Annotated in this window: 15 protein-coding genes and 1 tRNA gene; 3 read left to right on the forward strand and 13 right to left on the reverse strand. The window is 72.2% G+C overall.

Annotated elements, in window-relative coordinates; genetic code table 11:
* Positions 1 to 44: 44 nt before the first annotated feature.
* The 4 genes from AC230_RS10720 to AC230_RS32985 form a co-directional block, all read right to left on the reverse strand.
* Positions 45 to 881 (reverse strand): RNA polymerase sigma factor SigF, encoded by an 837-nt coding sequence (locus AC230_RS10720; protein ID WP_049715910.1) that lies wholly within the window; start codon positions 879 to 881, stop codon positions 45 to 47.
* Between the two features lie 212 nt (positions 882 to 1,093).
* A complete protein-coding gene (locus tag AC230_RS10725; RefSeq protein WP_241833181.1) occupies positions 1,094 to 1,975 on the reverse strand; it encodes an RNA polymerase sigma factor SigF in 882 nt (293 codons plus the stop codon).
* A 159-nt stretch (positions 1,976 to 2,134) separates the two neighbouring features.
* Positions 2,135 to 2,428, reverse strand: a complete 294-nt coding sequence (locus AC230_RS10730) for a Dabb family protein (RefSeq protein ID WP_049715911.1) — start codon at positions 2,426 to 2,428, stop codon at positions 2,135 to 2,137.
* Between the two features lie 40 nt (positions 2,429 to 2,468).
* Positions 2,469 to 2,633 carry a hypothetical protein gene (locus tag AC230_RS32985; protein ID WP_198535495.1) on the reverse strand — a complete coding sequence of 55 codons (165 nt, stop codon included), beginning with the start codon at positions 2,631 to 2,633 and terminating at the stop codon, positions 2,469 to 2,471.
* 680 nt (positions 2,634 to 3,313) lie between these two features.
* On the opposite strand from AC230_RS32985, the gene AC230_RS32515 reads away from it, so the two are divergent.
* Positions 3,314 to 3,694, forward strand: coding sequence for an STAS domain-containing protein (locus AC230_RS32515; RefSeq protein WP_053161119.1), 381 nt, complete (start codon positions 3,314 to 3,316; stop codon positions 3,692 to 3,694).
* A gap of 113 nt (positions 3,695 to 3,807) precedes the next feature.
* Here AC230_RS32515 and AC230_RS10740 read toward each other — a convergent pair.
* The 4 genes from AC230_RS10740 to AC230_RS10755 all read right to left on the reverse strand — a co-directional run bounded on the left by AC230_RS10740 (position 3,808) and on the right by AC230_RS10755 (position 5,405).
* Positions 3,808 to 3,895, reverse strand: a tRNA-Ser gene (locus AC230_RS10740).
* Positions 3,896 to 3,964: 69 nt separating this feature from the next.
* Positions 3,965 to 4,447: a tRNA adenosine(34) deaminase TadA gene (tadA, locus tag AC230_RS10745; protein WP_049715912.1), complete on the reverse strand. Its 483-nt coding sequence runs from the start codon at positions 4,445 to 4,447 to the stop codon at positions 3,965 to 3,967.
* 34 nt (positions 4,448 to 4,481) lie between these two features.
* Positions 4,482 to 5,006 carry a tRNA adenosine deaminase-associated protein gene (locus tag AC230_RS10750; protein ID WP_049715913.1) on the reverse strand — a complete coding sequence of 175 codons (525 nt, stop codon included), beginning with the start codon at positions 5,004 to 5,006 and terminating at the stop codon, positions 4,482 to 4,484.
* Between the two features lie 186 nt (positions 5,007 to 5,192).
* A complete protein-coding gene (locus tag AC230_RS10755) occupies positions 5,193 to 5,405 on the reverse strand; it encodes a hypothetical protein (protein WP_049715970.1) in 213 nt (70 codons plus the stop codon).
* Between the two features lie 138 nt (positions 5,406 to 5,543).
* Between AC230_RS10755 and upp the strand changes: the two genes are divergently transcribed.
* Positions 5,544 to 6,179, forward strand: coding sequence for a uracil phosphoribosyltransferase (upp, locus tag AC230_RS10760; protein ID WP_049715914.1), 636 nt, complete (start codon positions 5,544 to 5,546; stop codon positions 6,177 to 6,179).
* A gap of 4 nt (positions 6,180 to 6,183) precedes the next feature.
* Here the strand turns inward: upp and AC230_RS10765 are convergent, their stop codons facing one another.
* The 4 genes from AC230_RS10765 to AC230_RS10780 form a co-directional block, all read right to left on the reverse strand.
* Positions 6,184 to 6,846 carry a LytR C-terminal domain-containing protein gene (locus tag AC230_RS10765; protein ID WP_049715915.1) on the reverse strand — a complete coding sequence of 221 codons (663 nt, stop codon included), beginning with the start codon at positions 6,844 to 6,846 and terminating at the stop codon, positions 6,184 to 6,186.
* Between the two features lie 136 nt (positions 6,847 to 6,982).
* Positions 6,983 to 7,279, reverse strand: a complete 297-nt coding sequence (locus tag AC230_RS10770; RefSeq protein ID WP_004943146.1) for a type II toxin-antitoxin system VapB family antitoxin — start codon at positions 7,277 to 7,279, stop codon at positions 6,983 to 6,985.
* A 127-nt stretch (positions 7,280 to 7,406) separates the two neighbouring features.
* Positions 7,407 to 7,991: an HhH-GPD-type base excision DNA repair protein gene (locus AC230_RS10775; RefSeq protein WP_049715971.1), complete on the reverse strand. Its 585-nt coding sequence runs from the start codon at positions 7,989 to 7,991 to the stop codon at positions 7,407 to 7,409.
* Positions 7,992 to 8,037: 46 nt separating this feature from the next.
* Complete coding sequence (locus AC230_RS10780) at positions 8,038 to 8,790, reverse strand: SDR family NAD(P)-dependent oxidoreductase (protein WP_049715916.1); 753 nt, start codon at positions 8,788 to 8,790, stop codon at positions 8,038 to 8,040.
* A 212-nt stretch (positions 8,791 to 9,002) separates the two neighbouring features.
* On the opposite strand from AC230_RS10780, the gene AC230_RS10785 reads away from it, so the two are divergent.
* A complete protein-coding gene (locus AC230_RS10785) occupies positions 9,003 to 9,875 on the forward strand; it encodes an alpha/beta fold hydrolase (RefSeq protein WP_049715917.1) in 873 nt (290 codons plus the stop codon).
* Between the two features lie 66 nt (positions 9,876 to 9,941).
* Here AC230_RS10785 and AC230_RS10790 read toward each other — a convergent pair whose 3' ends face one another.
* Positions 9,942 to 12,185 (reverse strand): HelD family protein, encoded by a 2,244-nt coding sequence (locus tag AC230_RS10790; RefSeq protein WP_241833182.1) that lies wholly within the window; start codon positions 12,183 to 12,185, stop codon positions 9,942 to 9,944.
* Between the last annotated feature and the right edge of the window lie 100 nt (positions 12,186 to 12,285).

Consider the following 12,285-nt stretch of genomic DNA (forward strand, 5'->3'; position numbering starts at 1 on the left):
CGGGGGACGGTCGGTCGGGGAGGTGGAGCGCCGTACGGCGCCGGTCAGTCGGCGATCAGCCCCTCGCGCAGCTGCGAGAGCGTCCGCGTCAGCAGGCGCGAGACGTGCATCTGGGAGATGCCGACCTCCTCGCCGATCTGGGACTGCGTCATGTTCGCGAAGAACCGGAGCATGATGATCTGGCGCTCCCGCGGCGGCAGTTTGGCCAGCAGCGGCTTGAGCGACTCCCGGTACTCCACGCCCTCCAGCGCCGAGTCCTCGTAGCCGAGGCGGTCGGCCAGCGAGCCCTCGCCGCCGTCGTCCTCCGGCGAGGGGGAGTCGAGCGAGCTGGCCGTGTAGGCGTTGCCCACGGCGAGGCCGTCGACCACGTCCTCCTCGGAGACGCCCAGGCACAGGGCCAGTTCGGGCACCGTCGGCGAGCGGTCCAGCTTCTGCGCCAGCTCGTCGCTGGCCTTCGTCAGGGCGAGCCGCAGCTCCTGGAGCCGCCGCGGCACCCGCACCGACCAGCTGGTGTCCCGGAAGAAGCGTTTGATCTCACCGACCACCGTCGGCATCGCGAACGTGGGGAATTCCACGCCCCGTTCGCAGTCGAAGCGGTCGATGGCCTTGATCAACCCGATCGTGCCGACCTGGACGATGTCCTCCATCGGCTCGTTGCGGCTCCGGAAGCGGGCCGCCGCGTACCGCACCAGGGGGAGGTTGAGCTCGATGAGGGTGTCGCGGACGTACGTGCGCTCGGCGCTGTCCCGCTCCAGGGCCGCCAGGCGCAGGAACAGGGAGCGGGAGAGGGTGCGGGTGTCGATGGCTTCGCAGTCGGCCGGCACGGTGTGCGGTGCGTCGTCAGTGGCGAGCACCTTCGCGCTGCCCAGGTCTACGGACATGCCACCCCCTTGAGGTCGCGGACGGATCACAGCGGCACCCCCGGTCATGGGTACGGCGCGAGGGGTTCAGCCCCCACCTGAATACCGGAGGCTGCGCTGTGGCAAACGCAGTTCCAGCAGAATGTCACATGTCGGCAACACGCTGTAGCGTCAAGTCGACATATCTGCCGCACGACCCCAAGGGGCGTCAAGGGCCGTATCCCCCACAAGGGTTAGGCATCGATTCGATTTGCGGAGCGCAGTCGGGCGAAGCTGCGGGAGAGCAGCCGCGACACGTGCATCTGGGACACCCCCAGCTCCGCACTGATCTGCGACTGGGTCAGATTGCTGTAGTAGCGCAGCAGGAGGATGCGCTGCTCGCGCTCCGGCAGCTGGACGAGCAGGTGGCGCACCAGGTCGCGGTGTTCCACGCCGGCGAGCGCCGGGTCCTCGTAGCCGATCCGGTCCAGCAGGCCGGGCAGGCCGTCGCCCTCCTGGGCCGCCTCCAGCGAGGTCGCGTGGTACGAGCGCCCCGCCTCGATGCAGGCCAGCACCTCGTCCTCGCCGATCTTCAGCCGCTCGGCGATCTCGGCGGTGGTCGGCGACCGGCCGTGCAGCACCGTCAGGTCCTCGGTGGCGCCGTTGACCTGGACCCACAGCTCGTGCAGCCGGCGCGGCACGTGCACCGTGCGCACGTTGTCGCGGAAGTAACGCTTGATCTCGCCGACGACGGTCGGCATGGCGAAGGTCGGGAACTGGACGCCGCGGTCGGGGTCGAACCGGTCGATCGCGTTGATGAGACCGATCGTGCCGACCTGGATCACGTCCTCCATCGGCTCGTTGCGGCTGCGAAAACGCGCCGCGGCGTAGCGCACGAGCGGGAGGTTGGCCTCGATCAGGGCGGTGCGCACGCGGGCGTGTTCGGGGGTGCCCGGCTCCAGCCGGGAGAACTCCTTGAAGAGCACCTGGGTCAGCGCCCTGGCGTCCGCGCCCCGGCTCTCCCGGGTCGGAGCCTCCGGGACCTGCGAGGGGTTCCCTTCCGACGCCGTCTCCTCTGACGCTGTTGGGGCCGGCACGGTCACACCACCCTTCGCGGTCAGCTCCAGGGCACTCATCCGTCAAAAGCGGTCATAGCATCACAAGACATGTCCACTGTGTGCAAGCACCGCATTACTCCGTGTTGACCGTGGGGTTGGGGCCGCGGGCGGATGCACGACGGCCCCCCGCCGTGGGGGCGGGGGGCCGTCGCGGGGCACGGGCGGCGGGGGCGCCGCTCAGAACGGATAGTCGGCGATCACCCACGTGGCGAACTCCCGCCACAGCGCGGCGGCCGCCCGGTGCTCCGGGTGGTCCAGGTACCGCTGGAGCGCCTCGGCGTCCTCGACGGCGGAGTTGATGGCGAAGTCGTAGGCGATGGGCCGGTCCGAGATGTTCCAGGCGCACTCCCAGAAGCGGAGTTCGGGGACGGTGTCCCGCAGGCGCTCGAACGCCTCCACACCGGCGACCACCCGCGGGTCGTCGCGCTCGACGCCCTCGTCGAGCTTGAACAGGACGAGATGACGGATCACGGTGCCGCCGCCTTCCTGGCCGTCTTCCCGGCCGCCGGACTCATTTGATGAGCTGGGTCATGAACTCGCCGATGCTCTTGGCCGCGTCCGAGGTGCCCTCGAAGCCCATCTGCACGAGTTCGGCCGCGCGGGCGGGGGAGTGGATGATCGTGTATCCCACGAATACGACGAGGACCCAGAATGTGACCTTCTTGGCCTGAGTCATGAGCAATCGCCTCCCCGTTCCTTCCCCGCCGCGTCGCCCGTCCCCCGTGGCGCTCGCGAGAGTCTAACCGCACACACGGCCGACGGATCATGCTCGGCCGCAGGTCCGCACGGCCGCCGCGGGGCCGTGCTCACGCGGTCTTTAAGGACTTAAGGCCCGGCAAAGCGGGTCCTTCGCCCGCCCGTCCGCGGTATCCGGGGACGGAGGATGGGAGGACGCCCGTTCGGATCTGGCAGGAATTCGAAGGGCGGGGACATGGACCCTCTCTGCGGGGTCCGGGCCGCGCGCTTCCCCCCTGACTGCGGCCCGGACTCGGAGGCCGTGTCCTCATGGGGGAAGCGGCTTGTCCCCCCGATGCCGCTTCCCCCTCCTGCGTCAGCCGGAGCCCCGGCTCCGAACCGTTTCGCGCACTGGGTTCGGAGCCGGGGCTCCGCGTTTTCCCGGCTCCGGCCGCGCCGGCCCCTGCCCGGTCCGTTCTCCCGGTCATTTCCCCAACTGCGATGAACTCTGGGTCTGTTGAGGTGAGAAGCGCCCATGCCCGGGGCACCAGAAAGGCACACGGCCCGAGGCGTTCCCCCGGCTTCCGGGGCCGGCCGTCCCGGTGCGTGCGAGCGGGTCCCTCGCGGGGCGGGCCTGCGCCCCGGGATGGCAGATCGGTGAGGGAGAACGGTGAGGTTCGCATGGGCGGGTACGAGCTCGCCTTCACCATGCGGGAGCGTGTGGCGGGGGGAGCGATCACCATTGAACTGGTGGGAGAGATCGACATCTTGGCGGAACAACAACTGGGGCCGCGGATCGAGGCGTTGGCCGGCCGGTGCCGGGCCGACCTCGTCATCGACCTGCGGGGAGTGACCTTCCTGGACGCCAGCGGGCTGAGGCTGCTCCTGCGGGCGCGGAACCGGGCGGTGCGCTGCGGCGGCCGGCTGCGCGTGGTGCGGGGCGGGCCGCGGGTGACCAAGGTGTTCCGTGTCGTCCAGCTGGAGGCCGCGTTCAGCTGGCTGGACGCGCCGCCGGGGACCGGCGTGCCGTGCGGGCCCCGGGACGGGAGCGTGCCGGCCTAGGCCGCCCTTCCCGTCGGACGGGCGCCGTCGACGTCCCGTCAGCGCCCGGGGAACGGCGTCCCGGAAACGGCCGAGGGCCCGACCTGTATCAGGTCGGGCCCTCGGGCGAAGAGCGGTAGCGGAGGGATTTGAACCCTCGGTGAGGTGTTGCCCCACACTCGCTTTCGAGGCGAGCTCCTTCGGCCGCTCGGACACGCTACCGAGAGGAAGCTTAGCGGACGATGGGCCGTACGCCGAAATCGGCCCCGGAGGGCGGCCGCGGAGCGGCGGTCAGCGGTCGCGGAAGAAGCGGGTGAGGAGCGCGGAGCACTCGTCCGCGAGGACTCCGGAGACCACTTCCGGACGGTGGTTGAGCCGGCGGTCGCGGACCACGTCCCACAGGGAGCCGGCGGCCCCCGCCTTCTCGTCGGCCGCGCCGTAGACGACCCGGTCCAGCCGGGAGAGGACGATGGCCCCCGCGCACATCGTGCACGGCTCCAGGGTGACCACCAGGGTGCAGCCGGAGAGCCGCCACTCGCCGACGGCGCGGGCGGCCTCGCGGAGGGCGAGCACCTCCGCGTGCCCGGTCGGGTCGCCGGTGGCCTCGCGCTCGTTGCGGCCCCGGCCGATGACGGTGCCGTCCGCGGCCAGGACGACGGCCCCGACCGGGACGTCGCCGGTGGCGGGGGCCCGCCCGGCCTCCTCGAGGGCGGTGCGCATGGCGGCCCGCCAGGGGTCGCGGACGGGGTCGGGGCCGGTAAGGACGTCGTTCATGGGACCAGTGTGGGCGAGGGGGCCTGTGCGAAGGTCAGCGGACGGCCTCCAGGACCTCGGTGCAGCCGAGCGCGTCGGCGATCTCGCCCAGGGCGTCCCCGTCGAGGGCGAGCAGCTGCTTCTCGCCCACCCCGACGTCGTCGAGGAGGTGGGAGTCGCCCAGCGGCCCGCTCGGCACCGCCTCCGCGGCCTCCGGCTCCTCGTCCCGGTCCTCGGTCTCGGGCTCGCCGTCCTCCGTGCCGTCGAGGTCGAGGGTGTCGAGGTCGTCGTCCTCGGCCTTGTCCCGGCCGAGCAGTTCGTCGACGAGCAGCGCGCCGTAGGAGCTGCGGGCGGCGGCGGTGGCGTCGGAGAGGAACACGCGGGGGTCGTCCTCGCCGTCCACCCGGATGATGCCGAACCAGGCGTCCTCCTGCTCGATGAGCACCAGGACCGTGTCGTCGTCGACGGCGGCCTCGCGGGCCAGGTCGGCGAGATCGGACAGGGTCTCCACGTTGTCGAGGTCTGTGTCGCTCGCTTGCCACCCGTCGTCGGAGCGCGCGAGCAATGCGGCGAAGTACACCGTGACTCTCCCACTGGTCATAGGCGGTGCCGGGCCGGACGGGGACAGCACCCCGCCCACTCGGAATCGTGGCAGAAACCCGGCCGTTGCGAGAGGTCTTCCGCGCTGCGTCGTGCAGTAGTCCGAGAGATGTGGCTCACCCGGCGGCCGGTCCTCTGCCATCCGGGCGCCCGCCGCGGCGGGCCGTCACCACCGGAACGTACGCATCCGCATCTGCTGGCGCATCCGGGCGGCCCGCGCCCTGCGCGGCTGCACCCGGGCCCGCAGCTCCCTCGCCTCGTTCAGCTCCCGCAGGAACTGCGCGCGCCTGCGCCGTCGCTCGGCGTCGTCGTCGACGGGCGCCTCGGCCTCGCCCGTGCCCTCCGGGGGCTCCACGTCCCGTTCGTCGCGGTCGGCCATGCGCAGCACCACCTCGTGCCGAGGTCCTCGCCCGGTGGGGCGCACCAGGCGTACGTGCCCACTTTCCCCCTAAGTGATGGTTTGATGCCACCGTGCGGCCGGGAGCCGGTGTCCGAAAGCTCGGTTAATGTCGTTGTCATGCGGATCCACGTCGTCGACCACCCGCTGGTGGCGCACAAACTCACCACGCTGCGCGACAAGCGCACCGATTCCCCCACGTTCCGGCGGCTCGCCGACGAGCTGGTCACCCTGCTCGCCTACGAGGCGACGCGTGACGTGCGGACCGAGCAGGTCGACATCGAGTCGCCGGTCACCCCGACGACCGGCGTCAAGCTGTCGCACCCGCGGCCGCTGGTCGTGCCGATCCTGCGGGCGGGCCTGGGCATGCTGGACGGCATGGTCCGCCTGCTGCCCACGGCCGAGGTCGGCTTCCTGGGCATGATCCGCAACGAGGAGACCCTCAAGGCGGAGACCTACGCCACGCGCATGCCCGACGACCTCTCCGGCCGCCAGGTCTACGTCCTGGACCCGATGCTGGCCACCGGCGGCACCCTCGTCGCGGCGATCAACGAGCTGATCTCCCGCGGCGCGGACGACGTCACGGCCATCTGCCTGCTCGCCGCCCCCGAGGGCGTCGAGGTCATGGAGCGCGAGCTGGCGGGCGCGCCGGTGACCGTGGTCACCGCCTCGGTGGACGAGCGCCTCAACGAGGACGGCTACATCGTCCCGGGTCTCGGCGACGCGGGCGACCGCATGTACGGGACGGCCGGCTGACCGGTCAGCACTTGGCGGCACCCCCCGACGGCGAGGACGACGGCGGGGTGGCCGCCGGTCCGGAGCCAGCGTCCCTCGGCGGCGCGAGCTCCTTGAACCCGGCACCGATGATCAGGTCGATGTCCTCGCCCTTGCGGACGTCGGCCTTGACCTCGGCGCCCTCCACCTGCTCCTGGAGCACGCGCATCGCGGTGTCGGTGTCCTCCGGGGCGCCCAGCAGCAGCGCCGTTCCGTTCACGTTCTTGTCGTAGGGCGCCGGGGCGTTGCCCACCTTGCCGATGCGGAAGCCGCGCTGCTTGAGCTCGTCCGCGGTGGTCTTGGCGAGGCCGCTGCGCGGCGTGGCGTTGTAGACGTTGACGGTGATGTCGGCGGGCCTGGGGAGCTGCTCGCGCGGGGCGGCGTGACCGGCCGCCCGTGCGTCGGTCCGGTCGCCGTGCGCGGCCTTGCCGCAGTCGTCGTTCTTCCGGGCCGCCTGCGGGGTGCCCCCGCCGCCCGAGAAGACGTCGACGAGCTGGAGCGTCCCCCAGCCACCCAGTCCCAGGACGGCGACCGCGACGGCGGCGGCGAGCACGATCCTTTTCGGGCTCCTCGGCCGGCGCATGTGCGGGAAGCGACGGCCCGTGACGCGATACTTTCCGCCCATGCCAGGAGGGGTGAGCATGCTCATGGGCGCAGCGTAGTGCGGCCGGGGGCCGGTGCCTACTAGATGATCAACGGTTGCGCGGACCCCAACCCAAAAGGGCCAATAACGGCCGTAAACCGCCGTGAAACACGGGACGAGGGGCCACGGAAGGGCCCTTTGATCAGTCCAGTTCGAGCACGCGTGCGTGCAGGACCTGGCGCTGCTGGAGCGCCGCGCGGACCGCGCGGTGCAGGCCGTCCTCCAGGTAGAGGTCGCCCTGCCACTTCACGACGTGGGCGAAGAGATCGCCGTAGAAGGTCGAGTCCTCCGCGAGGAGCGTCTCGAGGTCGAGCTGCTGCTTGGTGGTCACCAGCTGGTCAAGGCGTACCGGGCGCGGGGCGACGTCCGCCCACTGGCGGGTGCTTTCCCGGCCGTGGTCGGGGTACGGCCGACCGTTTCCGATGCGCTTGAAGATCACACGGAAAGCCTACCGGGCCCGTGGCGCCCGGCGCAGCCATGGCGCGGGAGTCGGAAGGCGACAATCGGCCGCAAACCGGGAACCGCCGCGGGGGAACAGGTGTGCACAGCCTGTGGACCGCCCGTCGTCAGCCCTTCCGGGCCTTGGCCGCCCGCTTCATCTCCTGCTTGTGGGCGCGGACCTCGGCCAGGGAGCCGGGCCCCGTGATGTCGGCGACCGAACGGCGGCTGCCCTCCTCGCCGTACGGTCCCGCCGCGGCCCGCCAGCCCTCCGGCCGGACGCCGAGCTGCTTGCCCAGCAGGGCCAGGAAGATCTGCGCCTTCTGCCTGCCGAACCCGGGCAGGTCCTCCAGCCGCGCCAGCAGCTCGCGGCCGGTGCCGGCGTCCCGCCACAGTGCGGAGGCGTCGCCGTCGTAGTGCTCGACGAGGTGACGGCACAGCGACTGGATCCTCTTGGCCATGGCCGCCGGGTAGCGGTGCACGGCGGGCTTCCGCGCGCAGAGCTCCTCGAACGCCCCGGGGTCGTAGGCGGCGATCTCGTGGGCGTCCAGGTCGTCGCGGCCCAGGCGCCGCGCCAGCGTGTACGGGCCGGTGAAGGCCCACTCCATGGGGATCTGCTGGTCCAGCAGCATCCCGGTCAGCGCCGCCAGCGGGCTGCGCGAGAGCAGCGCGTCGGCCTCGGCCTGCTGGGCCAGCCGGAGGGGGTGCTCCATGGCGTCCATGGCATCGATCGTCCCTCCGGCCCGCTCGCGCCGCATGTCACGCGAGGCCGGCGAGCCGCCGCTCGACGGCCTTGGGGTCGCGGCGCCACTCGTCGCCGATCTCCCGGGCGAACGCGTCGGGGAAGATCTCGTCCGCGCCCGCCTCGACGCCGTCGACGATCGCCGCGGCCACGTCGGCGGCGCTCGCCCGGGGGAAGTCGCCCATGGCCGGGAGGGCGTCGGTGGTCAGACGCAGCATGTCCGTCTCGACGGGGCCGGGGAAGACCGCGTGCACGTCGATGCCGCGCGGGGCGAGGTCGAGGCGGACGGCCTGGGTCAACGCGTTGAGCGCGGCCTTCGAGGCGGGGTAGCCGCCCATGGACGGGGTTCCGGCGAAGGCGCCGACGCTGATCACGTTGGCCACGGCCCCGCCGCCGTTGCGCTCGATGACGGGCGCGAAGGCGCGCAGGACGCGCAGGGTGCCGAGCCAGTTCGTGTTCATCACGGTCTCGACGTCCCTGAGGTCCATCTCCAGCAGGTGGCCCATGGCGTGGACGCCGGCGTTGTTGACCAGGGGCGTCACGTCGGGCGCGGTCGCCGCGGCGGCGGTGACCGAGGTGGGGTCGGTGATGTCGAGGGCGAGCGGACGGATCCGCTCGGGGTCCTGTCCGGTCACCGCCGCCAGCGTCCCGGGATCCCTCGCCCCCGCGTGGACGCGCGCGGCGCCGCGTTCCAGGAAGGCGGTGACGAGGGCGCTCCCGATGCCGCGGTTGGCGCCGGTGACCAGGACGACGGCGTTGTGGACACGCATGCGGGCTCCTCGGGTCGGTGAAGCAGTGGTACCCGCGCGACGGAGGGCGGTCACCCGTGTCACCCATGTCGCCCGGTTACCGCCCGCTTGTCGCCGCGTCGGGGCGGTGTCCCCCGGGGGAGCAGAGGGAGTGAGTAGATCGTTCGCTCTAGAGCTGCTAAGGTCTGGCCAGGGCGTGAATAGAACGTTCGTTACAGCACTTGGGGGGATCCATGGAGATCAAGCACGTCACCGTCAACGGCCTCGAACTCGCCTACGTCGAGCAGGGGGAGGGCCCGCTCGCCCTGCTCCTGCACGGCTTCCCGGAGACGCCGGGCATGTTCCGGCACCTGATGCCGGTCCTCGCGGCCGCCGGCTACCGGGCCGTCGCGCCGTACATGCGGGGCTTCGCCCCGAGCCAGGTGCCGGCCGACGGCAGCATGCTGATGAAGGACCTGATCGCGGACGCCAACGCGCTGCACGAGGCGCTGGGCGGGGACGGCGACGCGGTCATCGTCGGCCACGACTGGGGCGGCTTCACGACCTGGGGCGCCGCCGCCCTGGCCCCGGAGCGCTGGTCGAAGGTCGTGGTGGCGGACGTCCCGCCGGTGCGCTTCTACGAGCGCCGGGCGGACGTGCCCGAGCAGATCCACAAGAACAGCCACTTCTACTTCTTCCAGATGAGCGTGGCCGACCAGCTCGTGCCGGCCAACGACTTCGGCTACCTGGACTGGCTGTGGAACCACTGGAGCGGCACCGTCTCCGGCTACGACCCCGCCGAGGACCTCCGTGCGGGCAAGGAGGCCCTGCGTGCTCCGGAGAACCTCCGCGCGGGGCTCGGCCTGTACCGGCAGAACTTCCCCGCGGCCGAATTCGGCACCGAACACTGGGAGATGGGCCGGCTGCTGGCCGAACTGCCCACGCAGCCCACGCTGTACCTGCACGGCAGCGAGGACCCGGTCGTCGACGAGGAGATCCTCGCCGACATCGTCGCCGCCCTCCCCGAGGGCTCGGACGGCGTCCTGCTCCCGGGCGTCGGGCACTTCCCGATGGTGGAGGCGCCGGAGGAGGTCAACCGGCGCATCCTGGACTTCCTCGGGAAGTGAGCCGTCGGCCGCCGCGGACGGCGCGGGCGCGGCTCCGGGCCGCGCCACGCCGCCGCCCCGGCGTGCTCAGCCTTCGAGCGCGTCCATGCCCGCCGGGAGCGCCCCCGCGTGCACCACTCCGACCCGTTGTGTCGCCCGCGTCAGGGCGACGTACAGATCACTCACCCCCAACTCCCCCGGCTCCACCACGATCACCGTGTCGAACTCCAGCCCCTTCGCCTGCCGGGGATCGAGCAGTACCACCGGGCGTGTGAGATCCGGCGCGGCTCCGCAGGAGGCGTCCGGCAGGGCGGCGGACAGCGCGGCATGGTGCCGCGGTGGCGCGATGACGGCCGTACGGCCGCCGTCCTCCGCGTGCTCCGCGACGGCCGACGCCACGGCACCCGCCACGTCGTCGGTCCGGCGCGTCCACGGCCGCACCCCGGTGGAGCGGATCGACCGCGGCGGACGGAAGGAAGGATTCCCCGCGGCCCGGAGGACCTCGGCCGCCACCTCCATCACCTCCGTCGGCGTGCGGTAGTTGACCCCCAGCCGGACGTGCTCCCACCGGTCCCCGACGTGCGGGGCGAGGGCCTTCTCCCACGTTCCGCAGCCACCGGGCTCGGCCGTCTGCGCCGGGTCGCCGACCAGCGTCATCGAACGGGTCGGACAGCGCCGCATCAGCAGCCGCCACGCCATCGGGGACAGCTCCTGGGCCTCGTCCACGATGATGTGCCCGAAGGCCCAGGTGCGGTCGGCCGCGGCGCGTTCGGCGGCGCTGCGGTGGTCGGCCTCCTCGTGCCGTTCGGCCAGGCGCTCGGCGTCGACGAGGTCGTGGGCGGCGAGCACTTCGGAGTCCTCGTCCTCGCGGTCCTCGAACTCCTGCGTCCGTGAGCCGTACGACAGGTCGAGCACCCCCTGCGCATACGCGATCCGCTCCTGCCGCTCGGCCTCGGCGGCGGCGCGGGCGGCCGAGTCGTCCTCGCCCAGCAGCTCGGCGGCCTCGTCGAGCAGCGGCACGTCGGCGGGCGTCCAGGGGCCGTCCGTGCGGCGGATCGCTTCGGCGTCGGCCTCGGGGAGGTGGACGGGGTCGGCGAGGAAGTCCGCCACCAGCCGCTGCGGGGTCAGCACGGGCCACAGCTCCGCGATCGCGGCGTGCACCTCGCGGCTCGCCGCGACCGCCTTGCCCAACTGGGCGGTGTCGTCCGGGCCGAGGAGATTGGGCCCGCCGAACGGGTCCGCGCCCAGCCGGTCGACGAGTTGGGCCGTGAGGGCGTCGATCACCGAGAAGGCGAAGGTGGCGCGCGCGAGGTTGTGCGGCAGCCCGGTCGCGCGGGCCCGTCGGCGGGCCTCGCGGGCGATGCCGGCGTCCAGGACCAGGTCGCCGTCGTCGTGCGGGATCTCCAGCGCCGTCTCGGGCAGCGTCTGCCGGTCGCGCAGGTACGCGGCCAGCGCGTCGGCCATCGCGGCACCGCCCTTGACGGCCGCCGCGCGCGGGGTGTCGGTGCCCGTCGCCGTCACGCCGGGGAAGAGCTCGCCGGGCGTGGCCAGGAGGACGCCGGTCTCGCCGAGCGACGGCAGCACCTCGCCGATGTAGGCGAGGAACGCCGGGTTCGGACCGACGATCAGCACGGCGCGGCGGGCGAGTTGCTCACGGTGGGCATAGAGGAGGTACGCCGCGCGGTGTAGCGCCACGACCGTCTTGCCCGTACCGGGGCCCCCTTCGACGACCAGGACGCCGTGGTGCGGGGCGCGGATGATCCGGTCCTGCTCGGCCTGGATGGTCTGCACGATGTCGTGCATCCGGCCGGTGCGCGCCGCGTCCAGCGAGGCCAGCAGCACGGCGTCGGCGTCACTGCCCTCGTGGCCGGTGCGCTCGGTGTCCGTGAGGTCGAGGATTTCGTCGTGCAGGGCGGTCACTTGGCGGCCCTGGGTGCTGATGTGGCGCCTGCGACGCAGCCCCATCGGCGTGTGACCCGTGGCGAGATAGAACGGCCGGGCGACCTCGGCTCGCCAGTCGAGGACGAGCGGAGTGCGGTCGGCGTCGTCACTCCTGATGCCGATGCGGCCGATGTGGTGGTCGCGGCCGTCCCGGAAGGCCAGTCGGCCGAAGCAGAGCCCGTGCTCCCCGGCCTCGTACGCGGCGAGCAGCCCGGAGCGCTCGGCGACCAGGATGTCGCGCTCCAGCCTGGCCTGGAAGGTGCCGCCGGTCGCGGCGAGCGCGTCCGTCACTCCGCTCTCCGCCTGCCTGATGAGTTCATCGAGGCGCGCGTGGAGGCCGTCGATGAATTCCTGTTCCCGGCGCAATTCCCGGTCCGACGTATTTGACATGGTGACTCCCGCCCCGATATCATGGCCTTACTGAAGCTTCCTGTGCCCGATGAGGTGCGGGCGCAGAAACACCCAATATACGCAGGGAAATACCCCGGAC

The organism is Streptomyces caatingaensis (genome assembly GCF_001187435.1).
In the GTDB taxonomy this organism is placed as follows: Bacteria; Actinomycetota; Actinomycetes; order Streptomycetales; family Streptomycetaceae; genus Streptomyces; species Streptomyces caatingaensis.